The organism is Streptomyces sp. NPDC026417 (assembly GCF_055567695.1).
This window is the reverse complement of sequence record NZ_JBVHPY010000016.1, coordinates 195421-218938: the sequence shown is the minus strand read 5'-3', so window position 1 is coordinate 218938 and position 23518 is coordinate 195421. Positions and strand designations below refer to the sequence as shown.

Genomic DNA, 23518 nt, shown 5'->3' with positions numbered 1-23518 from the left:
GGAGCGAAAGGTTTCGAGGCGGGACCTCCGCGCGTACGAGTCAGGAGTGAGCCAGCGCACACCTGCCGTAGAGTTGAGCGCGGTCGATACCTGACCGCGGCAGATCGGAAGGGCAGCAGGCGTGACCGTCGACGACACCGGCTCCGGCACGGGTGCACACCCCGATCCCGACGGCGAGCAGGGGCGCACCGCCGGGCCGGCCGCCGAAGGGTCGCGGGGCCGGGTCGACGCGCACGGGCGCACGGACGCCTGGCCCGGCCGGACCGAGGCGCCCGACCCGGTGGACGGCGAGGACGAGCAGGGACCCGAGGGCGATCCGCTGGCCCTGCGGCTCGAACAGCTCATCCTCGGCGCCGAGCGCCGGTACACCCCTTTTCAGGCGGCGCGCAGCGCAGGCGTCTCCATGGAGCTGGCCTCCCGGTTCTGGCGGGCCATGGGATTCGCCGACATCGGCCAGGCCAAGGCACTCACCGAGGCGGACGTGCTCGCCCTGCGCCGGCTCGCCGGTCTCGTCGAGGCGGGGCTGCTGAGCGAGGCGATGGCCGTGCAGGTCGCCCGCTCCACCGGACAGACCACGGCGCGTCTGGCCGAGTGGCAGATCGACTCCTTCCTGGAGGGCCTGACCGAGCCGCCGGAGCCGGGGATGACACGCACCGAGGTGACGTACCCCCTGGTCGAGCTGCTCCTGCCCGAGCTGGAGGAGTTCATCGTCTACGTCTGGCGGCGTCAGCTCGCCGCCGCGACCGGCCGCGTCGTGCAGGCCGCGGACGACGAGGAGATGGTCGACCGGCGGCTGGCCGTGGGCTTCGCCGACCTGGTCGGGTTCACGCGGCTGACCCGCCGGATGGAGGAGGAGGAGCTCGGCGAACTCGTCGAGGCCTTCGAGACCACCGCCGCCGACCTGGTGGCGGCGCACGGCGGCCGGCTCATCAAGACCCTGGGCGACGAGGTGCTCTACGCGGCGGACGACGCCGGGGTGGCCGCGGAGATCGCCCTGCGGCTCATCGAGACCATGGCGAACGACGAGACGATGCCGGAACTGCGCGTCGGCATCGCCTTCGGCACGGTCACCACCCGGATGGGCGACGTCTTCGGCACGACGGTGAACCTGGCCAGCAGGCTGACGTCGATAGCGCCCAGGGACGCCGTCCTGGTGGACGGCGCGTTCGCGGAGGAACTGGTCCGTACGAGCGAGGCGCCCGCCTCCGAGGCGGAGGCGGCCGAGGCCGCGGCCGCCGCGGAGAAGGAGGGCGAGGAGCCGCCCACCTACCGCTTCGCGCTGCAGCCGATGTGGCAGCGGCCCGTGCGCGGGCTCGGGGTGGTCGAGCCCTGGCTCCTCACCCGCCGGAGCGCGACCCCCTGACCAGCGGGTCGACGCACAGCCCGATGACCGGCACGCACAGGCCGGGGTCGGCCGGTCCGGGTTCCGGGGCACGGCTGCTGTGACTCGGCGAGGGCCGCGGCGCGGGGGAGGCGGGCGCAGGCTGCGAGGGGGCCGGCGGCGGCGGGGTCACCCGGTCCGCGGGGGCGTCCGGGATGCCGGTCCTGTCGGTGGCGGGCTCCGCGCGCCGGGACGGCGAGGGCGCGCCCGCGGTCGGTGAGGGCGCAGCCGTCGCTCCCGCGGTGGGCGTGGGGCTCGCGCCGCCCATCACCGCCGTCGCCGAGGCCCTCGCGGAACCCGGTGCCGGGGCCGGCTCCACCGTCGCCGCCGCGTTGCCCGCCGCCGTGCCCGCCGGGTCGGCCGTCGCGTCCGGTCCGGGGGACCCTGCCTCGGTGTGCGCGGCGCCGCCGCCGAGCGGTTCGGGCACGAGTCGTACGAGGCTGAGGGCGCCGGCGGCCAGCGCGAGGCCGCTCACGGCGAAGAGCGTCCGGCGGGGCCGCGGCCTGCGGTGCCGTCCCCGGACGGGCCGGGTCCACAGCGGAGCGCCGTTCCCCGCGCCCGCCGGGATGGCCGGCCGTGCCGGGGTCGTCTGCTGCGCCGGGATCGCCGGTTGCGCCGGGCGCTCCGTGTCGGCCGGTCTCGTCGCTTCCGCTGTCTTCGCCATGGCGATCCTTCCCGATGCGTCGGCGCTCCCCGGTGCGCTGTGGCGGTGCGCAGGTTATGCGCGGCTTGCGTGTGTACGGGAGGAGTTGGGGTCACTGTCACCCGAATGAGGAGCCCAGCGGGACGGGACGCCTTTTCCTGGGCGGGCTCGGCTGCGATGATCGGTGCGTCGGAAGTTAACCCGCGTTAACCAGGAGGGCGTCATGGCGGAGCAAGCGGACGAGCGGCGGTTCGGGGAGTTCGTCGTCGTACGGCGGCACGGACACGTCGCAGAGCTCGCGCTCGACCGGCCCAAGGCCATGAACGCGGTCTCGACGGACATGGCCCGCTCCCTCGCCGGTGCCTGCGACGCCCTCGCCGCCGACCGGGACGCGCGAGTGGTGGTGCTGACCTCCACCCATGAGCGCGCCTTCTGCGTCGGCGCGGACCTCAAGGAGCGCAACTCCTTCAGCGACGCCGACCTGGTGCGCCAGCGCCCCGTGGCGCGGGCGGCGTACACCGGGGTGCTGGAGCTGCCGATGCCGACCGTCGCCGCCGTGCACGGGTTCGCGCTGGGCGGCGGTTTCGAGCTCGCGCTGGCCTGCGACCTGATCGTGGCCGACCGTACGGCGGTGGTCGGACTGCCCGAGGTGTCCGTCGGGGTCATCCCCGGCGGCGGCGGCACGCAGCTGCTGCCCCGGCGCGTGGGGGCGGCCCGGGCCGCGGAGCTGATCTTCACCGCCCGTCGGCTCCCGGCCGGCGAGGCGCGGGAGCTGGGCCTGGTGGACGAGCTGGTGGACGAGGGCCGGGACCGGGAGGAAGCCCTCGCCCTCGGCGCCCGGATCGCCGCGAACTCGCCGGTCGGCCTGCGGGCCGCCAAGCGCGCGCTGCGCCTCGGGCACGGGCTCGACCTCCGCGCGGGCCTGGAGGTCGAGGACGCGGCCTGGCGCTCGGTCGCCTTCTCCGGCGACCGTGCGGAAGGCGTGGCCGCCTTCAACGAGAAGCGGACCCCGGACTGGCCGGGGGAGTGACACCGGGCACGGCCGTGCTGCGCCCGTGACGCACCAGCCGGCCGTGCGCCCCGGACGGCGGGACGGTACGGCCAGTCGGGCGTCTGTTCGTGGGCCCGAGTGCCCTGATTGTCGGAAATTTACCTAGCCTGTGGTGATGGGAGAGGACAGACGGCTGAGGGCCGTGGTGGCGCTGGCGCAGGGGATGGCGGCGGCGCACAGCCCGCGGGAGTCCTGGCGGGCCGCGGCGCTCGGCGCGTGCCGCGCGCTGTCCGGGAGTTTCGCCGCGCTCTCCGTGTGGGAGCGCGAACTCGGCCGGCTCCGCGTCCTGGCGAACGTGGGCGAGCGCGCCGCCGACGAGGCGGAGTTCCCCGAGGGGGAGGCCTACCCCGTCCACCAGTTCCCGGAGATCACCGAGTTCCTGCACGAACGCTGGGCCTGCGGCGGCGAGCCGAACGCATGGGTGGAGACGGCGGAGGGCCCGGCCGAGGGCCGCGCCGAGTACTGCCACCAGCGGGTCGCCGCGCTGCGACGCCGCGGCCGGGGGTGCTGCGTCGTCGCCCCGATCGTCCTGCACGGCCGCGCCTGGGGTGAGCTGTATGTGGCGCGGCCGGTCGGCGAGCCCGTCTTCGACGGCGCCGACGCGGACTTCGCCACCGTCCTGGCCTCCGTCGTGGCGGCCGGCATCGCCCAGACCGAGCGCCTGGAGGAGGCCCGCCGGCTGGCCTTCACCGACGCCCTGACCGGCCTGGCGAACCGCCGCGCCGTCGACGTGCGCCTCGACGAGGCCGTCGAGCTGCACCGGCGCGACGCCGCGGTGGTGAGCCTCGTCGTCTGCGACCTCAACGGCCTCAAACGGGTGAACGACACCCGCGGGCACGCCGTCGGCGACCGGCTGCTGGAACGTTTCGGGTCCGTGCTGTCGCTGTGCGGGGCGATGCTTCCCGGCGCCCTGGCCGCCCGGCTGGGCGGGGACGAGTTCTGCCTGCTGGCCGTCGGGCCGGCGGCGGACGAGGTCGTCCGGGTGGCCGACGAGCTGTGCCGGCGGGCGGCCGAGCTGGAACTCGGGGACGGCGTGGCCTGCGGGGTCGCCTCCACCGAGGACCCGATCGGTCCCGTACGGTCCGCGCGGCGGCTCTTCCGGCTGGCCGACGCCGCCCAGTACCGCGCGAAGGCCGTCCGGGCCACCAGGCCGGTGGTCGCCGGCCGCGAGGGTCCCGACGACCCCGTGGTGCGCCTCGCGGACACCCCGTCGCCCGCCGCCGCGGAGCGCCGCCGCTTCCGCGGCCGTCACGAACCCCGGCCGTGAGCGGCGCCCGGAGCGCCGCTGTGACGTACCTCGGAGTAAGGGGTCAACCCGCCACCCACTAGTGACATCATCGAATTCACTGCGTACGCTCCTGAATATGGATATGCACACTGTGGTGGTGGGGACGTCGGGCGTGACCGCGTCCGACGTGCTCGCCGTGGCGCGCGGCGGCGCCCGGATCGAGATCTCCGGCGAGGCCGTGGCGGCCCTCGCCGCGGCCCGCGGGATCGTGGAGGCGCTGGCCGCCAAACCGGACCCCGTGTACGGCGTCTCGACCGGCTTCGGTGCCCTCGCGACCCGGCACATCAGCCAGGAACTCCGCGCTCAGCTGCAGCGCAACATCGTCCGCTCGCACGCCGCCGGCATGGGCCCGCGCGTGGAGCGCGAGGTGGTCCGCGCGCTGATGTTCCTGCGGCTCAAGACCGTCTGCTCGGGACACACGGGCGTACGGCCCGAGGTCGCGCAGACCATGGCCGACATCCTGAACGCGGGCATCACCCCGGTCGTCCACGAGTACGGCTCGCTCGGCTGCTCCGGCGACCTGGCGCCGCTCTCGCACTGCGCGCTGACCCTCATGGGCGAGGGCGACGCCGAAGGCCCCGACGGCACCGTCCGGCCCGCCGGCGACCTGCTCGCCGAGCACGGCATCGCGCCCGTCGAGCTGCGCGAGAAGGAAGGCCTCGCCCTCCTCAACGGCACCGACGGCATGCTCGGCATGCTCGTCATGGCCCTCGCCGACCTGGACATGCTCTACAAGTCCGCCGACGTCACCGCGGCCCTCTCCCTCGAGGCCCTGCTCGGCACCGACAAGGTCCTCGCCCCGGAGCTGCACGCCATCCGCCCGCACCCCGGTCAGGGCGCCTCCGCGGCCAACATGCTGGCGGTGCTGAAGGGTTCCCAGCTCACCGGGCACCACCAGGACGACGCGCCCCGCGTCCAGGACGCCTACTCCGTGCGCTGCGCCCCCCAGGTCGCCGGCGCCGGACGGGACACCCTCGCCCACGCCCGCACGGTCGCCGAGCGCGAACTGGCCTCGGCCGTGGACAACCCGGTCGTCCTGCCCGACGGACGCGTGGAGTCGAACGGCAACTTCCACGGCGCCCCGGTCGCGTACGTCCTCGACTTCCTGGCCATCGCCGCGGCCGACCTCGGCTCGATCGCCGAGCGCCGCACCGACCGCCTGCTCGACAAGAACCGCTCGCACGGCCTTCCGCCGTTCCTCGCCGACGACGCCGGCGTCGACTCGGGCCTGATGATCGCCCAGTACACGCAGGCCGCCCTCGTCAGCGAGATGAAGCGGCTCGCCGTACCGGCCTCGGCGGACTCCATCCCGTCCTCGGCGATGCAGGAGGACCACGTCTCGATGGGCTGGTCGGCGGCGCGCAAGCTGCGGACGGCCGTGGACAATCTCACGCGCATCGTCGCCATCGAGCTCTACGCCGCCACCCGCGCGATCGAGCTCCGCGAGGGACTGGCCCCGGCCCCCGCCTCCCAGGCGGTCATCGAGGCCGTGCGCGTGGCCGGCGTCCAGGGCCCCGGCCCCGACCGCTTCCTGGCGCCCGACCTGGCCGCGGCCGACGCATTCGTCCGGGGCGGTGGTCTCGTGGCCGCGGTGGAGCCCGTGACGGGACCGCTCGCCTAGCCGCCGGACACCCCGGCGCACCGGTGACAAAGGTGCTGGTGGGGCCGCTGCCGACCGGGCGGTGGCCCCACCTGTGCTAAAGTCCCGTTGATACGCTATTCAGTTATCCCCTTACTTCTGCGCCTGATCGGAATCTTCCGCAGGCGCGTTTTGTTTTGCAGAACGACGCCCCCCTCCGACAGCCGGGGACGCTCTTCTTTTGAGCCGGGGCCCGCGCCTTACGGGTGCGGGCCCCGACTCCTGCTCTTTATGGGGCCCAGGAAGGAAATCCAGAGCCAGCATGACTCGATCCGAACGCGCCGCCCGCACCACTTCTTCGGGCCGGCCCACCGGCGCCGCCGCCCGGCGTCCCCAGAGGAACGGCACCCGGGGCGCAGGCAAGGGCGGCCCGGTCCGCAAGGCGGTGGCGCCGCAGGAGTTCTCGCTGCCCGAGACCGTCACGCCCGCACTGCCCGCCGTCGAGTCCTTCGACGCGCTGGACATGCCCGCCGCGCTGACCAAGACGCTGGCGGCGCAGGGCGTGACCGAGCCGTTCCCGATCCAGGGCGCCACCCTGCCGAACACCCTCGCGGGACGCGACGTGCTCGGCCGCGGACGCACCGGCTCGGGCAAGACGCTCGCGTTCGGACTCGCCCTGCTGGCGCGGACCGCCGGCCGCCGGGCCGAGCCGAAGGCCCCGCTCGCGCTGGTCCTGGTGCCCACCCGTGAACTCGCCCAGCAGGTCTCCGACGCCCTCACCCCGTACGCGACCGCCGTCAACCTGCGGCTGACCGTCGCGGTGGGCGGCATGTCGATCGGGCGGCAGGCCGGATCGCTGCGCCGCGGCGCCGAGGTGCTGGTGGCCACCCCCGGCCGCCTCAAGGACCTCATCGAGCGGGGCGACTGCGCCCTCGACCGGGTCTCCATCACCGTCCTCGACGAGGCCGACCAGATGGCCGACATGGGCTTCATGCCGCAGGTCACGGCGCTGCTGAAGCAGGTCGAGCCGGACGGGCAGCGGATGCTCTTCTCGGCGACGCTGGACAAGAACATCGACCGGCTCGTCCGGATGTTCCTCACCGACCCGGTGGTGCACTCCGTCGACCCGTCCGCGGGCGCGGTGACGACGATGGAGCACCACGTGCTGCACGTCGCCGACGAGACCGACAAGAAGGCCGTCGCGATGCGCATCGCCGCCCGCGAGGGCCGGGTGATCCTCTTCGTGGACACCAAGCGCGGCGCGGACCGGTTCACCAAGCGGCTGCTGGCCAACGGCGTCCGCGCCTCCGCCCTGCACGGCGGCCGGAGCCAGCCGCAGCGCAACCGCACGCTCGACCAGTTCAAGAACGGCGACGTCACCGCGCTCGTCGCGACGAACGTGGCGGCCCGCGGCATCCACGTCGACGACCTGGACCTGGTCGTCAACGTCGACCCGCCGACCGACCACAAGGACTACCTGCACCGCGGCGGGCGCACCGCCCGCGCGGGCGAGTCCGGCAGCGTCGTGACCCTGGTCCTGCCCGAGCAGAAGCGGGAGATGACGCGGCTGATGGCCGACGCCGGCATCAGCCCGCGCACGGCCCGCGTCACGTCGAGCGACGCGGAACTCGCCCGGCTCACCGGGGCGCGCGAGCCCTCCGGCGTCCCGATCGTCATCGAGGTGCCCCAGCCCGTCGAGCAGCCGAAGCAGCGCCCCAGGTCGAGGCCGAGGACCGGGGCCGGCACCGGCACGGGCCGCCGCACCGGCGGTACGGGAGGCACGGCCGGCCGCACGGGCGGCACCGGCTCCGCGGGCGGCCGCTCCGGCGGCACCGGGGGCCGCGGCGGATCCGCCGCCGGGGGCCGTACGGGCTCGGGTGCGACGGGCCGTACCGGCTCGGGCACCGGTGGCCGTGGCGCCGCCGGCGCGGGTGCGGGCGGTACGCGTTCGGGTTCCGGGCGGGGCCGCGGTCGCGCCCCGCAGCGCGGTGGCCAGGGCGGCGGCGGGCGCAGCGCCGCGTAGGCGCTGTCCGGTTCCGGCCGGTCCTCGCACCCGCGACGACCGGCCCCCCGGGCCACCCGGCCGTGGCCGGGTCCCGGGTGAAAATCCGGGCCCGGCACGCATCCGGCCTGCCGGACGAAGTCGGGCTCCCGGAGGCCCGGGGCAGCGGCTAGACGTCGCCCAGGAATCCCGGGTCCACCGAGTCGAGTTCCTGGCAGAAGTGCCTGCTCACGCCGAGCAGTTCGGCGAGGGGGACCGCGCGGCGGCTGGTCGCCCCCAGGTCCCGGCGGGCTTCGGCGGACCACAGGAACGGCACGACCGAGATGCCCTGCGTCCCCGTCAGGGCACCCGACTCGGCGCGCCAGCCGGGCCAGCGCAGCGTCTCGTAGAACTGCTCCATGCCGCCGGTCAGCAGCCAGGTGAGCCACGGGCCGTACCCGGCGCCGAGGGCCTCCCAGCGCAGCGAGTCCGGCGCGAAGTACACGACCTCGCCCGGATCGCCGGGGCGCCCCGACGGCCGCGGGTCGGCCCCGTTGAGCGTGAAGACGCCGCCCAGGACGTCATGGCCGATGACGAGGCTGTCGCGCGGGCGCCAGGCGGGGTCGAAGTGCTCGGGGAAGCCGTTGACCCCGGCCAGTGACGGCACCCCGCGCAGTCCCGGCGGACCCGAGAGCGCACCGGGTCCCGGACTGCCGTAGACGCGCAGCCACCCGCTGTCCAGCACCAGGCCACCGGAGTTGAGGACGAGCGCCCCGAGCCGGGAGCGGGCGGTGATCTGCAACTGGAGGAGGGACGCGCGCGCCCGCTCCGGGTCCACGGGGAGGACGTCCACGTGCACCTCGCTCGCGGCCAGGTCCGCGGAGACGAGGGGCCAGGCGGGCTCCTCGACGTCGGTCAGCTCGATCAGGTCTCGCATGGGTCCCACCCGGGGGTCTAGCGGGCCGCGGCCGCCGTGCTCAACGGGCCGTCGTACGTTGCTCAGCAGGCCGTCGCCGCTCAGTAGGCCGTGGCGCGTTCCCGGCGCACCGAGTACGCCACGAACCCGGCCCCGAGGCCGAGGAAGAGCGTGCCGCCGACGACGTACGGCGTGGTGTCGACGCCACCGGTGTCGGCGAGCCGGGCACCGTCGTCGGCCGACTCGGCGGAGGTCCGGGTGACGTCCGTGGACGTCGCGGATCCGGACGCGTCGGACCAGGCCGCCGAGTTCGGGGAACTCGCGGAGGTCCGGGTCATGGACGCCGAGTGCTGCGCGGGTGCGTCCTGCGTGGCGTTGGCGGACGGGACGAACCACAGGGCCCCCAGGAGGGTCCCGGCGGCGGTGGCGGTCAGCAACGATCGACGTGCGGCGGACACGGAATATCGATCCCCTTGTGGCGCTGGCGAATTGGCCGTGTGGGGCGATGCTAATGAAAGGCGCGGGTCGTGGGAAAGTCGCGCATCGTCCGGGTCGTACGCTCCCTCCCATGAGTACTCCTGAGACATCACGGTTTGTACGGCTTCGTGTCGAACTGGTGCTGGAGGTCGACGACACCGACGCCGTCACCAAGGCCGCTCTGCAGCGGATCGCCGGCGACACCGACATGCCCTCGGACGAGCGGTCGCACGCCGAGGGTGCAGTGACGGAAGACACTGCCGAGGCCCTCGCCTATCTCGTCGACCCGTTCGACCTGGTCAGTGAGGTGCCGGGGATCGAGCTCGCCCAGGCGTCGTGGAGCAGCGAGCAGATCGACTACGACCCCGATTCGCCGGATTGGGACCTGGACGAGGATGATGCAGCGGAGGACGACGAGGAGAACGGGCTCGGCTGACGCGGCTTGGGGAAAATCGTGACCCCGGGGGGCAACCGCCGTCCGGGGTTTCTTCGTCTCACCAGGCGCACTGACCACTTCCGCACCACGTTCGGTCCCGGTCCCGCCAGTCGGCCCGGTCGATTCGACGTGGCGTGCCCCACACATCCGAGGGATGTGGAACGGGATGTACCGGTCGTAGCGTTGACAGTTCTTACGGGGACTCTCGGGACTTCGGGTTTTCGGCAACGATGGAGAAGCGTGTGATGACGGACAGTAAGCGGCGCAAAGGTCTGATGGCCGCGTCCGCGCTGCTCGGCGGGGTGCTGGTGCTCTCTGCGTGCAGCGGGGGCGACGACAAGGCCGGCGCGTCGGACGGCGGTGACAGCACCTCGCAGGCCAAGGTCGACGAGGCGGCCGCCAAGAAGACGTCCGAGGCGCAGATCAAGATCACGCCCAAGGACGGCTCCGACAACGCCTCCATCAACACCGGCACCAAGGTCACCGTGAGCAAGGGCAAGCTCACGGAGGTCACGCTGAAGACCGCCGCGGGCACCGCGGTGGCCGGCCAGATATCCGCGGACAAGAAGAGCTGGGCCCCCACGGGCCAGCTGGAGCGCGCCACGACCTACGAGATCACCGCCGAGGCGAAGGACTCCGCAGGCCGCGCCGCCCACGAGAACGCCACGTTCACCACGGTCTCCCCGGACAACAGCTTCATCGGCAACTTCACGCCCGAGGACGGCTCCACCGTCGGCGTCGGCATGCCGGTCTCGATCAACTTCGACAAGGCGATCACCAACAAGGCCGCCGTGCAGAAGGGGATCACCGTCTCCTCCAGCAGCGGCCAGGAGGTCGCCGGCCACTGGTTCAGCCCGAACCGTCTGGACTTCCGTCCGGAGGAGTACTGGCAGAGCGGCTCGACCGTCACCCTGAAGCTGAACCTCGACGGTGTCGAGGGCGCGAACGGCGTGTACGGCGTGCAGCAGAAGACGGTCACCTTCAAGGTCGGCCGCAACCAGGTCTCGGTCGTCGACGCGGAGACCAAGACCATGAAGGTCACGCGGGACGGCAAGACCGTCAAGACCATCCCGATCTCCGCGGGCGCTCCGGAGAACAAGACGTACGAAGGCCAGATGGTGATCTCCCAGAAGTTCAAGGAGACCCGGATGGACGGCTCGACCGTCGGCTTCACCAAGGAGGACGGCAAGGGCGAGTACGACATCAAGGACGTGCCGCACGCCATGCGCCTGTCCGCCTCCGGCACCTTCATCCACGGCAACTACTGGGGAGCCAAGTCCATCTTCGGCTCGGTGAACACCAGCCACGGCTGCGTGGGCCTGTCGGACACCAAGGGCGCCAACGACCCGAACACGCCCGCGGCCTGGTTCTACAACAACTCGCTGATCGGTGACGTGGTCGTCGTCAAGAACACCGGCGACAAGACCATCGCCCCGGACAACGGTCTGAGCGACTGGAACCTCGACTGGGCGGCCTGGAAGGCCGGTTCGGCGGCCTGACCCCCTGCGCGACCGAGCGCGGCGGCCTCCCCGGCAGGGGCGGCCGCCGCTTTCGCGTTCTCGGGAGGGGCAGGGGGCGGAAGCCCGGGCGGCACACGGGGTTGCGAGCCGGCGCACACCCCGCGGTGACTGTCATCCACAGCCTTCTCATCGTTCTCTTATGGCGCCCTTATCCCCGCATCACGCGCCGTGCCTAGCTTGCGGCCATGTTCTTCACCTACCTGAGGCGCGAACTGCGCCGCCGCAGAAAAGCGGCCCTCGTCGTCGCCTCCGGACTCGCCCTCGGCATCGCCCTGGTCATCGTGGTCAGCTCGGTCTCCTCGGGCATGGAGAAGGCGCAGGGCAAGGTCCTCCAGTCGCTCTACGGGCTGGGCACGGACATGACGGTCACCAAGGCCGCCGCGGCCCAGGGCGACGGCGACGGCCGCCCGCGCTTCAACTTCGACGCCCGCTCCGAGGACTCCGACGAGGAGCAGAGCAGCGACCGCGTCATGGTCCAGGGATTCCAGACCCTGTCCGCCAAGACGGTCGCCGAGGTCGGTGAGCAGCCGGGCGTCTCGGACGCCGTCGGTGGCCTGAGCCTGCAAGTGGTCAAGGTCAGCGGCCAGTTCAGGCAGGGCCGGTTCCGCCAGGACCAGAACGGCGGCGGCCGGCAGGGCGGCGGGCCCGGAGCGCAGCCCTCGCCGCAGGGCCGGGTGGAGGGCGGCGGCGCCGAGTTCGACGTCAACAGCTACTCCGTCTACGGCACCGACGTCACCAAGCCCGCCCTCGGTCCGCTCACCTCCTCGAAGATCACCAGCGGACGCACCTTCAAGACCTCGGAGACCGACGCCAAGGTCGTCGTCGCCGACACGTCGTACGCCAAGGAGAAGAAGCTCGCGCCGGGCGACACGGTCACCGTCAAGGGCGTCAAGTACAAGGTCATCGGCATCGCGACGCCGGACAGCGGTGACGCCGCGGCCAACCTCTACATCCCGCTGGAGCAGGCCCGGACGCTCAGTGACTCCAAGGGCAAGGTCACCACGATCTACGTCAAGGCGTCCGACTCGCAGCAGATCGACGCCGTCAAGAACACCATCCAGAAGAACATCTCCGGCACGACGGTCACCACGTCCGCCGACCTCGCCGACACCGTCTCCGGCTCCCTGTCGACCGCGTCCGACCTCGCCTCGAACGTCGGCAAGTGGCTGTCCGTCGCCGTGCTCGTGGCCGCGTTCCTGGTCGCCGGGCTGCTCACCTCCTCGGCCGTGTCCCGCCGCGTGCGCGAGTTCGGGACGCTCAAGGCGCTCGGCTGGAAGTCCGGCCGGGTGACCCGCCAGGTCGTGGGCGAGGCCGTCGTCAACGGCCTCGTGGGCGGCGCCCTCGGTATCGCCCTCGGCCTCGCCGGCGCGTACGCCGTGACCGCGATCAGCCCCACCCTGCAGGCACAGCTGGGCGGTTCGGCCGGCGGCCCAGGCGGTGGCGGCCCCGGGGGCGGCATGGGGGGCCCGGCCCGGCAGACCGCGTCCAAGGCCCTCGACGTCGCGCTCACCGCACCGGTCAGCCTCGGCACGATCGCGCTGGCGGTCGCACTCGCCGTCACCGGCGGTCTGATCGCCGGTGCCTTCGGCGGCTGGCGGGCCTCCCGGCTGCGGCCCGCGGACGCCCTGCGCCGCGTCGAGTAGCCCTCGCCGCCCTTGGCCGCCCATCGCCCGCATCAATTCCAGGAGTTGCACCATGTACGAACTCAGAGGCGTCACCAAGCGCTATCAGCGGGGCAAGGAGACCGTCGACGCGCTCGCCGGTGTCGACCTCACCATCGCGGACGGCGACCGGCTCGTCATCCAGGGGCCCACCGGTGGCGGCAAGTCCACCCTGCTGCAGATGCTCGGCGGACTCGACCGGCCGACCGCCGGCAGCGTCGAACTCGACGGCACGGACCTCGCCAAGCTGTCCGAGGCCAGGCTCACCAGGGTCCGCAGCGAGAACATCGGCTTCGTCTTCCAGAGCTTCAACCTCATTCCGACGCTCACCGCCCAGGAGAACGTGGAGACCGCCCTGGTCCCGATGAGGCCGAAGGCGGGGGAGCGGCGCCGGCGGGCCGCCGAGGCGCTGGAGTCGGTGGGCCTCGCCGAGCGGCTCGGGCACCTGCCGGCCGAGCTGTCCGGCGGGCAGCAGCAGCGCGTCGCCATCGCCCGCGCGCTGGTGAAGCAGCCGAAGGTGCTGCTCGCCGACGAGCCCACGGGCAACCTCGACGAGTCCATGCGCGACGAGATCATGGACGTACTGGAGACCATGTGGAAGGAGCACGGGCTCACGTTCATCATGGTGACGCACGATTCGGCGATCGCGAGGAAGGCACCGAGAGTCGCGACGATCCGCAAGGGCCGGATCACCGTCAAGGAGAACACGTCGGCCTGAGCGCGCGCCCGGCTCCGCACCGCGCGAGAAGCGGCGTTTTGCGCAGCAAACGGAAGGCAGGCGTCAACTCCTCACTCCCATCACACTATTGAGCGACTGATCACCCCCCGGCATACTGCGTCATCCGGGGGGTGTGCGTACACAGGTACGAGACTGCCCCTGGCCGGATGAATGGGGAATTCATCCGGACCTCATCTCCAGGGGGAGACTTGCGCAAACAAGTGAAGAGAGCAGGCGCGGCCACGGTCGCCACGGCGGCCGCGGTGGCACTGGCGGCGGGCATGACCAGCCCGGCGTCGGCGGCCAGGGCCGACGGGACGAGCGGCGCTGCGACACCCGCCCTCACGGCCAAGCACCGGATCACGCTGGTCACGGGCGACCGTGTCGTCGTCGGCGCCAAGGGCCGCGTCGTCGGCTTCGAGCGCGCCAAGGGGCGCGAACACATACCCGTCCAGGTACGCAAGACCGACGGGCACACCCTCGTGATACCGGCCGACGCGCAGCGTCTGATAGCAGGCGGCAAGCTGGACCAGAGGCTCTTCGACGTCACCGAGCTGAACAGGTCCGCCAGCCGAAAGGCCCAGAAGCAGGGCCTGAAGCTGATCGTCGGTTACCGGGGCGCCGCGGCCGGCGCGAAGGCGGACGTCCGGGACGCCGGTGAGACCAAGGTCCGCAGGACCCTGAAGTCCCTGAACGCGGACGCGGTCCTCACCCCGAAGGGGGACGCGGGCCGGCTGTGGACCGCGGTCACCGACGAGGGCTCCGCCGCCTCCGGCATCGCGCACGTCTGGCTGGACGGCGTCCGCAAGGCCAGCCTCGACAAGTCCGTGGCGCAGATCGGTGCCCCCAAGGCCTGGGCGGCCGGCTACGACGGCAAGGGCGTCAAGATCGCCGTCCTGGACACCGGTGTCGACGCGACCCACCCGGACCTCAAGGACCAGGTGCTGGAGTCCAAGAACTTCTCCACCTCGGCCGACGCCACCGATCACTACGGCCACGGCACCCACGTCGCGTCCATCGCCGCGGGCACCGGCGCGAAGTCGAACGGCAAGTTCAAGGGCGTCGCGCCCGGCGCGAAGATCCTGAACGGCAAGGTGCTCAGCGACGAGGGCTACGGCGAGGACTCCGAGATCCTCGCGGGCATGGAGTGGGCCGCCGCACAGGGCGCCGACGTCGTCAACCTCAGCCTGGGCGGCGGTGACACCCCGGAGATCGACCCGCTCGAGGCCGAGGTCAACAAGCTCTCGGCGGAGAAGGGCATCCTCTTCGCCATCGCCGCAGGCAACGACGGCGACTTCGGCGAGCAGACGGTCGGCTCCCCGGGCAGCGCGGCCGCCGCGCTCACCGTCGGCGCCGTCGACGACGCCGACAAGCTGGCCTCCTTCTCCAGCCGCGGCCCCGGCCTCGACGGCGCCGTCAAGCCCGACGTGACCGCGCCCGGCGTGAACATCACGGCCGCCGCGGCGCCCGGCAGCGTCATCGACAAGGAGGTCGGCCAGAACCCGGCCGGCTACCTGACCATCTCGGGTACGTCGATGGCGACCCCGCACGTCGCGGGCGCCGCCGCCATCCTGAAGCAGCAGCACCCGACCTGGACGTACGCCGAGCTCAAGGGCGCGCTGACCGGCTCCACCAAGGGCGGCGCGTACACGCCGTTCCAGCAGGGTTCGGGCCGTATCCAGGTCGACAAGGCCATCAAGCAGTCCGTGATCGCCGACCCGGTCTCGCTGAACTTCGGTCTCCAGCAGTGGCCGCACACCGACGACACCCCTGTCACCAAGGCGATCACCTACCGCAACCTCGGGACCACCGACGTCACGCTGAACCTCTCGGTGGCCGCCACCAACCCCAAGGGCCAGGCGGCTCCGGCGGGCTTCTTCAGCCTCGCGGCCAAGACGGTCACCGTCCCGGCGGGCGGCAAGGCCTCCGTCGGCCTCACGGCCAACACCAAGCTCGGCGGCACCACGGACGGCGCGTACTCCGCGTACGTCACGGCGAGCGGCAGCGGCCAGAGCGTCCGCACGGCCGCCGCGGTGCAGCGCGAGGTGGAGTCGTACACGGTCACGCTCAAGCACATCGACCGTGACGGCAAGCCGGCCGTGAACTACGGCTCGGATCTGACCGGCGTCTCGGGCCTCGCCAACGAGAAGTGGTTCTCTCCCTACGACGCCTCGGGCACGGTCAAGGTCCGCGTCCCCAAGGGCGGTTACATCCTCAACACCGGTCTGTACGTGGACCCCGCGGACTTCACCAAGGGCGCCGACTGGATCGCCCAGCCCAAGCTGAACGTCGCCAAGGACACGACGATCACGCTGGACGCGCGGACCACGAAGCCGGTGGACATCACGGTGCCGGACGCGGCCGCCAAGTCGGTCTTCGCGTCGCCGGACTTCACCGTGGACACCGACCGCGGTTCCTACTCGTACGGCTGGTGGCTGGACACGTACGAGAACTTCCGCACCGCGCACCTCGGTCCGCAGATCACCGACGGTTCGCTCTCCCAGCAGTGGGACGCGCACTGGACCAAGGGTGACGACGAGCAGTACGACACCACCACGGCCGCGAAGGTCAAGCAGGTGGCCACCGGCTACACCAAGCACTACAAGGCGAGCGAACTGGCCACGCTGAAGATCGGCCTGGGCGCCTCGTCGAGCGGCAAGAAGGGCGCGATCACCGCGTTCGGCTGGCTGCCCGGCAGCTCCGGCGGCTCCGCCATCGGCATCCAGCAGAGCCTCCCCGGCACCCGGACGCTGCACGTGTCCACCGGTGGCGGCGTGAAGTGGAGCATGGAGTTCGAGCAGTCCGCCGGGGTCGACGAGGACGGCTGGCCCATCAGCGAGGCGTACTACACGCTGGGCAACTCGCAGAGCTTCACCGGCGGCAAGAGCTACGAGAAGACCTTCAACACGGCCGTGTTCGGTCCGCGCATCGGCGGTTCCTACGGCGTGTTCCGCGAGGGCAACGGCATCTACGGCTACCTGCCGCTGTTCGCCGACGGCAAGACCCACGCCGGCTCCTCGGCGTTCACCTCGGTGACCACGACGCTGTACCGCAACGGCACCAAGGTCGGCTCGAACGAGGACCCGCTCTTCGGCGACGCCCGGTTCAAGGTCCCGGCGGGTGAGGCCGAGTACAAGCTGACCAGCTCGGTCAAGCGCAGCGTCAAGGTCGCCGCGGCCTCCACCCGGATCGACGCCAGCTGGACCTTCCGCTCCAAGAAGGCGGACTTCGCCAAGCTGCCCGCCTCCACGGTCCGCTTCAACGCCGCGACCGGTCTGGACAGCCGGGTCGAGGCCGACAAGAAGGTCTCTGTCCCGGTCACCGTGCTGGGCGCGGCGGCGGGCAGCAACCTCAAGTCGCTGTACGTGTACGCGTCCTACGACTACGGCCAGACGTGGACCCAGCTGACCGTGAAGAACGGCAAGGTCACCGTCAAGAACCCGGCGAAGGGCCAGGGCATCTCCTTCCACGCCAAGATCACCGACAAGAAGGGCAACAAGTCGACGATCTCGATCTACAACGCGTACTACGGGAAGTGACCGTGAACCGTCCGGTGCGATCCACGTGATGCGCCGGACGGGTCCGGTCCCGTGATCCACCCGCCGCTGACCGGTTTCGCCCAGCGCGGACATGCGCGACGGCCCGTCGGAAGCAGAGCTTCCACGGGCCGTCCGTGTTTGTGTGGGGGCATGACCGTATCGACCGTGGAGTACATCCGGTACCGGATCCCCGAGCACCAGTCGGCGGAGTTCCTGGCCGCCTACACCCGGGCCGCCGCCCAGCTCGCCGCGGCCCCGCAGTGCGTGGACTACGAGCTGGACCGCTGCGAGGAGGACTTCGAGCACTTCGTCCTGCGGATCACCTGGACCTCGACCGAGGATCACCTGGAGGGTTTCCGGAAGTCGGAGCTCTTCACCGACTTCCTCGCCGAGATCCGCCCCTACATCGGCGACATCGAGGAGATGCGCCACTACAAGCCGACGAGCGTGCGCGGCACCGGCGCGGCCGTGCCCACCCTCTACTCCTGGGCGGGCGGCGCCGAGGCGTTCAGCCGGCTCACCGAGGCGTTCTACGAGAAGGTGCTCAAGGACGACGTGCTCGCCCCCGTCTTCGCGGGCCTCGCACCCGAGCACGCCGCGCACGTCGCGCTCTGGCTCGGGGAGGTCTTCGGCGGACCGCCGGCCTACTCCGAGACCCAGGGCGGTCACGGCCACATGGTGGCCAAGCATCTGGGCAAGGGCATCACGGAGCCCCAGCGCCGGCGCTGGGTCAACCTGCTCCAGGACGCGGCCGACGACGCGGGCCTCCCCACCGACGCCGAATTCCGCTCCGCGTTCGTTGCCTACGCGGAGTGGGGCACCCGCCTCGCCGTCCACTTCTCCGGCCCGGACGCCACACCCCCCGCCGAGCAGCCGGTACCCAGGTGGACGTGGGGGGCCGCGCCGCCGTATCAGGGGTGAGGGCGCGTCCCGGCCCGACCCGTGCGGGGTCCGAGGATGCCTTCTTCGCGGGGGGTGGTACAGCCCGTGCGGCGTCCGAGGACGAGGCCGTCCAGGCCGAAGCGGGGGTCCGGGGGCGGCAGCCCCGGGACATCCGCGGCGCCGTGCGGGTGCCGGGCCGGGGGCGGCGTACCCGGGGCGAGGACTACGGCGGGGTCACCGACCCCGCACGCGTCGCATCCGCCCCCCAAGCCGCCAGCAACCTCAGCGCCTCCGCCGAAGCGGACCCCGGCTCGGCGTGATACGTGATCATCGCCTGCTCCCCGTCGTCCGGGAGCCGGAACGTCTCGAAGGACAGGGTCAGTTCGCCCACCAGCGGATGCTGCAGCCGCTTCACCCCGTGGCTCTTCTCCTTGACGTCGTGCGTCGCCCAGAGCCGCCGGAACTCCTCGCTCTTCACGGACAGTTCGCCCACCAGGGCGGACAGCCGCGGATCGTCGGGATGGCAGCCGGCGTCCATCCGCAGGAAGCTGACGATGTCGCTCGCCTTCTGCTCCCAGTCCACGAACAGCTCGCGGTACTCGGGCCGCAGGAACACCATCCGCGCCCAGTTCCGCTCCTGCGGAGGCAGCTCGGCCCAGTCGCCGAAGACGGCCGCCGCCATCCGGTTCCAGACGAGGATGTCCGAACGCCGCCCCGTGATGTACGCGGGAACCCCGTCCAGCGTGTCCAGCTGCCGGAGCGCCCCCCGCACCTGCTGCGGCCGGGCCGTCTGCTTCTTCTTGTGCTGCTTGGGCTTGGCGAGGTGGGTCAGATGCGCGTGCTCGGCGTCGCTCAGCCGCAGCGCGCGGGCGATCGCGTCCAGGACCTCGGCGGACACGTTCCGCCCGTTGCCCTGCTCCAGGCGCGTGTAGTACGCCACGGAGACCCCGGCCAGCTGGGCCAGCTCCTCGCGGCGCAGTCCGGGCACCCTGCGGTGCCGCCCGAACTCCGGCAGCCCCACGTCCTCCGGCTTCAGCCGGGCCCGGCGCGTACGCAGGAACTCGCTGAGCTCGGCGCGCCGGTCCAGCGACTGCCCCGCGTCCCCGGCGGGCTGATGGGTGGGCTGTTCGTCCATACGTCCAGTATTCACGGTCGTACGCCCAGGAACCTGACCCCGCCAGTAGTAGGACCAGTGGACGTAGGCAGAGCCGTGACCTGGGTGAATGTCGGGCGAGGGGGCAGGCTGGACGACGTGCCCGGTCAGCAGGCGACCGGGCGCGACACCCCTCCTGAGGAGAACCCCCGGCATGACCACTGTTGCTGCGTACGCCGCCCCCGCCGCCAAGGCTCCGCTGGAGCGCACCACGATCGAGCGACGGCCGGTCGGCGAGTTCGACGTACTGATCGAGATCAAGTTCGCCGGCATCTGCCACTCGGACATCCACCAGGCCCGTGAGGGCTGGGGAGAGGCCATCTTCCCGATGGTGCCGGGTCACGAGATCGCGGGCGTCGTCACCGAGGTCGGCTCCGGCGTGTCCAAGTTCGCCGTCGGTGACCGCGTGGGCGTCGGCTGCATGGTCGACTCCTGCCGCGAGTGCGACAACTGCAAGGCCGGCCTGGAGCAGTACTGCGCCAAGGGCATGACCGGCACGTACAACGCGGTCGACAAGAACGGCGAGCCCACCCACGGCGGCTACTCGACCCACATCGTCGTCGACGAGAACTACACCGTCCGCATCCCCGAGGGCCTGGCCCTGGACGAGGCCGCGCCGCTGCTCTGCGCCGGCATCACCACGTACTCCCCCCTGAAGCACTGGAACGCGGGCCCCGGCAAGAAGGTCGCCATCGTCGGCATGGGCGGCCTCGGCCACATGGGCGTCAAGATCGCGCATGCGCTCGGTGCCGAGGTGACGGTCCTCTCCCAGTCGCTGCGCAAGCAGGAGGACGGCCTGAAGCTCGGCGCCGACCACTACTACGCGACCAGCGACCCGAAGACCTTCGAGGAGCTGCGCGGCACGTTCGACCTGATCCTGTCCACCGTCTCGGCCCCGCTGGACCTGGACGCCTACCTGTCCCTGCTGCGGACGGACGGCGCCTTCGTGAACGTGGGCGCGCCCGAGGAGCCGGTCGCGCTCAACCTGTTCTCCGTCATCGGCGGTCGCAAGACCCTCGCGGGCTCCGGGATCGGCGGCATCCGGGAGACCCAGGAGATGCTCGACTTCTGCGCCGAGCACGGCTTCGGCGCCGAGATCGAGCTGATCAGCGCCTCCGAGATCAACGAGGCGTACGAGCGGGTCCTGGCGAGCGACGTCCGCTACCGCTTCGTCATCGACACGGCGACGATCTGACCCCACGGAACCCACCCCGAGGGCGCCCCCGGAACCCGGCCCGGCGCCCTCGGCCTCTTCCCCCGTCGCGTCGTGGGGCGAGTCGGGCAACCATTCGGCGTGCCGGTGTGTCAGATCTGGACCGGAAGAGGTCTGGAGAGGCATGAGCGATCACTGGAACGCGACACCCGTCGGGCCCCGCCCCGCACCCGGGAAGTGGTTGCTGCGCATTGCCGCAGTGGGCGCCTTCATCGCCGCCCCCGGGGTGGCCGTCGGCTACTTCGAGGGGTTCCGGGACGGTACCGAGGCCGGCGCCTTCGCCTGGGTCACGATGTTCGTCGGCGGTCTGGTGACCGGCTTCGCGGCGTGGGTGGCCCTCCTCCGAGGACTCGACCCCGAGTCGAGGAGGGAGCGCCGCCGCAGGGTCGCCGCGATACGTTCCCGGCAGGCGGTCCTGCCGGCCACCGAGCTCAGCCACCGTGCCCTTGCCGACGCGGCCCCGCGTTCCGCGGACCGGTCCCGCAGGCCGCGGCCGGCCGCACCCGCGAGCGGCGGCCGACGGCAGGTGACCTGGTGGCGCGAGGGCGACCTGCTCGCCGCCTTCGGTCTCCGTGGCATCGCTGCCTGGACCGGCGCCATGGCGCTCGCCGGGTGCGGCGGAGTGCTGCACCTCATCGGCGGGACCGGCCGCGGCTGGTTCTTCCTGCTGCTCTCGGCCGGCGGCCTGGTGGTCGGCGTGTTCGAGGCGCGGGTCGCCCGCGGTCTCGCGCGCGTGGCCGTCGGCGAGGACGCCCGCCCCATGCACTGGGTGCTGCTGCGCGAACCGGAAGGGGGCGAGGCGTACCTGGTCCTGTACCGGGCCGACGGCGATCCGGACGAGGCGGCGCCGATGCTCCTGCGGCTCGCCGGGAAGCGGCAGGCGCGACGCCTTCCGCCGACGGGCGTCGCCGACGTCCACGGTCTGCTGCGCCCCGTCACCGTGCTGGTGCCGTGGATCGACGGCTCGCCCGTGTGGACCCGGCATCCCGTGACCGCGCTCGACCTGACCACTGCCCGCGACCGGGCACGGCTGACCTACCTCAAGGGGCCCGAGCCCGGGCCCACGGCCGGTGAACGCTCTTCGTGAGTGTCCGCGGTCATCCACGCCCGTGGAATCGCTCGGCCGTCTCGCGTGTTGATGCCGGTGGTAGGGGATGCCGGTCGTGTGCGGGCCGCGTAGCCCGAGTGACCGAGCTGACAGAGAGTGGAGGGGCCGTAATGGCTGCGCAGACGCAGAGGGCCGTGCTGGCGGGCGGATGCTTCTGGGGGATGCAGGACCTGATCCGCAAGCTCCCGGGGGTGACGGCGACCCGGGTCGGATACACCGGGGGTGACGTGCCGAACGCGACGTACCGCAACCACGGCACGCATGCGGAGGCCATCGAGATCCTCTTCGACCCGGAGAAGACCGACTTCCGTACGCTCCTGGAGTTCTTCTTCCAGATCCACGACCCGAGCACCAGGAACCGTCAGGGCAACGACATCGGCCTGAGCTACCGCTCGGCGATCTACTACGTGGACGACGAGCAGAAGCGGATCGCCGAGGACACGATCGCGGACGTGGACGCCTCCGGGCTCTGGCCGGACAAGGTCGTCACCGAGGTCGAGCCCGTGGGCCCGTTCTGGGAGGCCGAGCCCGAGCACCAGGACTACCTGGAGCGGTACCCGGACGGCTACACCTGCCACTTCCCGCGTCCCGGATGGCGGCTGCCCACCCGCGCGGCGGGCTGACCGCACCGAGCGGCCCGGTCGAGCCCGAGGGCTCACCGGGCCGAGGCGTGTCCTCGCCCCTCGGGGCCGCCGGGCCGCAACCGCACCGGCCACGCGCCGCGGTGCCCCGGGACCCGGCTCCCGCAGGCCGGCGACCCGCCCGGGTGGTCACTGCGGCAGTGTCGCCGGGCTGCCGCCGTTCGCCTCGTATCCCGCGACCGCGAGGGCGCGGTAGACCGCGTAGTCCGCCGCGGGGTCGGACGTCAGGGTCCAGGGCAGTGCCCCGACGTGCCCGTCGATGTGGACCAGCTGGTGCATCGCCTCGGACCACCGCTCGCCGCGGACCAGGAAGAACACCAGGAGATGGCGGACGTGGGCCAGCATCGGGTCGTCCGGGCGGGCCGCGTGCACCGCGAAGAGCGCGCCGTGCATCGCCCTTGTGACGATCTCGCTCTGGTAGAAGCCGCTGACCAGATTCACCTCGGGCAGGTGCTCGAAGACGGCGAAGAGGGGCATGGCGGCCAGCAGGGAGCCCTGGGGGGCCCGGGCCGCGGCGGCCTCCGCGAACGAGTACGCCACCTCACGCGAGCCGTGCCACTTCTCGCACCAGTAGTGCAGCGCCGCCAGGTGCGCGCCCATGTGGGCCGGCGCCCGGTCGAGGATCTTCAGCCACAGCTGCTCGAACTCGGTCCGCTCGTAGCCCAGTCCGCGCGCCACGGACAGCTCGATGATGTACGGGATCGGGTCGCCGGGGGCCAGCAGTGCCGCGTCGCCGCACGCCGCCCTGGCCTCCTCCATGATGATCCGGAACTCGTCCGTCCCGGGTCTCGACGTCCGCCACGCCTGCTGCACCAGGAACTCCGCGTGCACCGCCGCGCCGCCCGCGTCCTTGGGCTCCTCGGTCCGCCACACGCGCAGCCACTGCCCGCCCGGCACCTCGGCGACCCCGCCGGGCCGCTGCCTGAGCTCCAGCGAGGCCGCGCCCGCGAAGGCCTGCACCCGCTGCCAGCGGCGCTCGCCGTCCGCCTCCGTGCCGGCCAGGAGCTGGGAGGCCGCGCGGTAGTCCTGGGTGCGCTGCACCAGGTCCAGCACGTCGACCAGGTCGCCGTCCGGTCCCGGCATGCGCACGTCCAGCTCCTCCTGGCGCAGGAAGCCGTAGTTCGCCGGGTCCGCGGCGTCCGGGTCGCCGGGCGCGACCTGCTGAATGCCGGCCCGCCTGCGCATGAGGAACGGCCCGAGGACCGCCCCCAGCATGACCAGCGCGATCAGGACCCAGAGAATCTCCATGCCCCAAGCGAACCAGACGGGTCCGACAGTTGGCCAACCCGGTCGGCCGCAACCGCCCCGACACCGCCCCGCGCCCCCACCCG

General features: G+C 72.2%; 19 protein-coding genes. 14 read left to right on the top strand and 5 right to left on the bottom strand.

Translation table 11 applies throughout. The features are described 5' to 3' along the window. Positions 1-121 precede the first annotated feature (121 nt). Positions 122-1363 (top strand): adenylate/guanylate cyclase domain-containing protein, encoded by a 1242-nt coding sequence (locus ACZ4NT_RS25055; protein WP_121405675.1) that lies wholly within the window; start codon positions 122-124, stop codon positions 1361-1363. Here ACZ4NT_RS25055 and ACZ4NT_RS25050 read toward each other — a convergent pair. Next, on the bottom strand, positions 1338-2045 hold the full coding sequence (locus ACZ4NT_RS25050; RefSeq protein WP_467727695.1) for a hypothetical protein: 708 nt from the start codon (positions 2043-2045) through the stop codon (positions 1338-1340). The two genes, ACZ4NT_RS25055 and ACZ4NT_RS25050, sit on opposite strands and share 26 nt — an antisense overlap. Positions 2046-2247: 202 nt before the next feature. Here ACZ4NT_RS25050 and ACZ4NT_RS25045 point away from each other — a divergent pair, with 202 nt between their 5' ends. The 4 genes from ACZ4NT_RS25045 to ACZ4NT_RS25030 all read left to right on the top strand — a co-directional run bounded on the left by ACZ4NT_RS25045 (position 2248) and on the right by ACZ4NT_RS25030 (position 7965). Next, positions 2248-3054, top strand: a complete 807-nt coding sequence (locus tag ACZ4NT_RS25045) for an enoyl-CoA hydratase-related protein (RefSeq protein WP_121405677.1) — start codon at positions 2248-2250, stop codon at positions 3052-3054. 136 nt (positions 3055-3190) lie between these two features. Continuing rightward, positions 3191-4342: a sensor domain-containing diguanylate cyclase gene (locus ACZ4NT_RS25040; RefSeq protein ID WP_121405678.1), complete on the top strand. Its 1152-nt coding sequence runs from the start codon at positions 3191-3193 to the stop codon at positions 4340-4342. A 103-nt stretch (positions 4343-4445) separates the two neighbouring features. Beyond that, positions 4446-5984: a histidine ammonia-lyase gene (gene hutH / locus ACZ4NT_RS25035; RefSeq protein ID WP_467727709.1), complete on the top strand. Its 1539-nt coding sequence runs from the start codon at positions 4446-4448 to the stop codon at positions 5982-5984. 280 nt (positions 5985-6264) lie between these two features. Next, positions 6265-7965 (top strand): DEAD/DEAH box helicase, encoded by a 1701-nt coding sequence (locus tag ACZ4NT_RS25030; RefSeq protein WP_467727693.1) that lies wholly within the window; start codon positions 6265-6267, stop codon positions 7963-7965. Positions 7966-8113: 148 nt separating this feature from the next. On the opposite strand, the gene ACZ4NT_RS25025 is transcribed toward ACZ4NT_RS25030, so the two are convergent. Both ACZ4NT_RS25025 and ACZ4NT_RS25020 read right to left on the bottom strand, forming a co-directional pair. Further along, on the bottom strand, positions 8114-8860 hold the full coding sequence (locus tag ACZ4NT_RS25025; RefSeq protein WP_121405681.1) for a DUF2625 family protein: 747 nt from the start codon (positions 8858-8860) through the stop codon (positions 8114-8116). A gap of 80 nt (positions 8861-8940) precedes the next feature. Beyond that, a complete protein-coding gene (locus ACZ4NT_RS25020) occupies positions 8941-9297 on the bottom strand; it encodes a hypothetical protein (protein ID WP_467727690.1) in 357 nt (118 codons plus the stop codon). A gap of 110 nt (positions 9298-9407) precedes the next feature. Between ACZ4NT_RS25020 and ACZ4NT_RS25015 the strand changes: the two genes are divergently transcribed. The 6 genes from ACZ4NT_RS25015 to ACZ4NT_RS24990 all read left to right on the top strand — a co-directional run bounded on the left by ACZ4NT_RS25015 (position 9408) and on the right by ACZ4NT_RS24990 (position 18111). After that, positions 9408-9752 carry a hypothetical protein gene (locus ACZ4NT_RS25015; protein ID WP_121405683.1) on the top strand — a complete coding sequence of 115 codons (345 nt, stop codon included), beginning with the start codon at positions 9408-9410 and terminating at the stop codon, positions 9750-9752. A gap of 245 nt (positions 9753-9997) precedes the next feature. Then, positions 9998-11251, top strand: a complete 1254-nt coding sequence (locus ACZ4NT_RS25010; protein ID WP_121405684.1) for an Ig-like domain-containing protein — start codon at positions 9998-10000, stop codon at positions 11249-11251. 206 nt (positions 11252-11457) lie between these two features. Continuing rightward, complete coding sequence (locus ACZ4NT_RS25005; protein ID WP_121405685.1) at positions 11458-12915, top strand: ABC transporter permease; 1458 nt, start codon at positions 11458-11460, stop codon at positions 12913-12915. A 52-nt stretch (positions 12916-12967) separates the two neighbouring features. Next, positions 12968-13651, top strand: coding sequence for an ABC transporter ATP-binding protein (locus ACZ4NT_RS25000; RefSeq protein ID WP_467727688.1), 684 nt, complete (start codon positions 12968-12970; stop codon positions 13649-13651). A 221-nt stretch (positions 13652-13872) separates the two neighbouring features. Beyond that, a complete protein-coding gene (locus ACZ4NT_RS24995; RefSeq protein WP_467727686.1) occupies positions 13873-17190 on the top strand; it encodes a S8 family peptidase in 3318 nt (1105 codons plus the stop codon). A 150-nt stretch (positions 17191-17340) separates the two neighbouring features. Continuing rightward, complete coding sequence (locus tag ACZ4NT_RS24990) at positions 17341-18111, top strand: globin domain-containing protein (protein WP_121405688.1); 771 nt, start codon at positions 17341-17343, stop codon at positions 18109-18111. Positions 18112-18295: 184 nt separating this feature from the next. On the opposite strand, the gene ACZ4NT_RS24985 is transcribed toward ACZ4NT_RS24990, so the two are convergent. Further along, positions 18296-19207, bottom strand: a complete 912-nt coding sequence (locus ACZ4NT_RS24985) for a helix-turn-helix domain-containing protein (RefSeq protein ID WP_467727683.1) — start codon at positions 19205-19207, stop codon at positions 18296-18298. Positions 19208-19379: 172 nt separating this feature from the next. Here ACZ4NT_RS24985 and ACZ4NT_RS24980 point away from each other — a divergent pair, with 172 nt between their 5' ends. The 3 genes from ACZ4NT_RS24980 to msrA all read left to right on the top strand — a co-directional run bounded on the left by ACZ4NT_RS24980 (position 19380) and on the right by msrA (position 22169). Then, positions 19380-20420, top strand: coding sequence for an NAD(P)-dependent alcohol dehydrogenase (locus tag ACZ4NT_RS24980; protein ID WP_467727681.1), 1041 nt, complete (start codon positions 19380-19382; stop codon positions 20418-20420). Positions 20421-20562: 142 nt separating this feature from the next. After that, positions 20563-21525, top strand: coding sequence for a hypothetical protein (locus ACZ4NT_RS24975; RefSeq protein WP_467727679.1), 963 nt, complete (start codon positions 20563-20565; stop codon positions 21523-21525). A gap of 131 nt (positions 21526-21656) precedes the next feature. Continuing rightward, complete coding sequence (gene msrA / locus ACZ4NT_RS24970) at positions 21657-22169, top strand: peptide-methionine (S)-S-oxide reductase MsrA (protein WP_121405692.1); 513 nt, start codon at positions 21657-21659, stop codon at positions 22167-22169. 147 nt (positions 22170-22316) lie between these two features. Here the strand turns inward: msrA and ACZ4NT_RS24965 are convergent, their stop codons facing one another. Then, positions 22317-23435, bottom strand: a complete 1119-nt coding sequence (locus ACZ4NT_RS24965) for a hypothetical protein (RefSeq protein WP_467727676.1) — start codon at positions 23433-23435, stop codon at positions 22317-22319. Between the last annotated feature and the right edge of the window lie 83 nt (positions 23436-23518).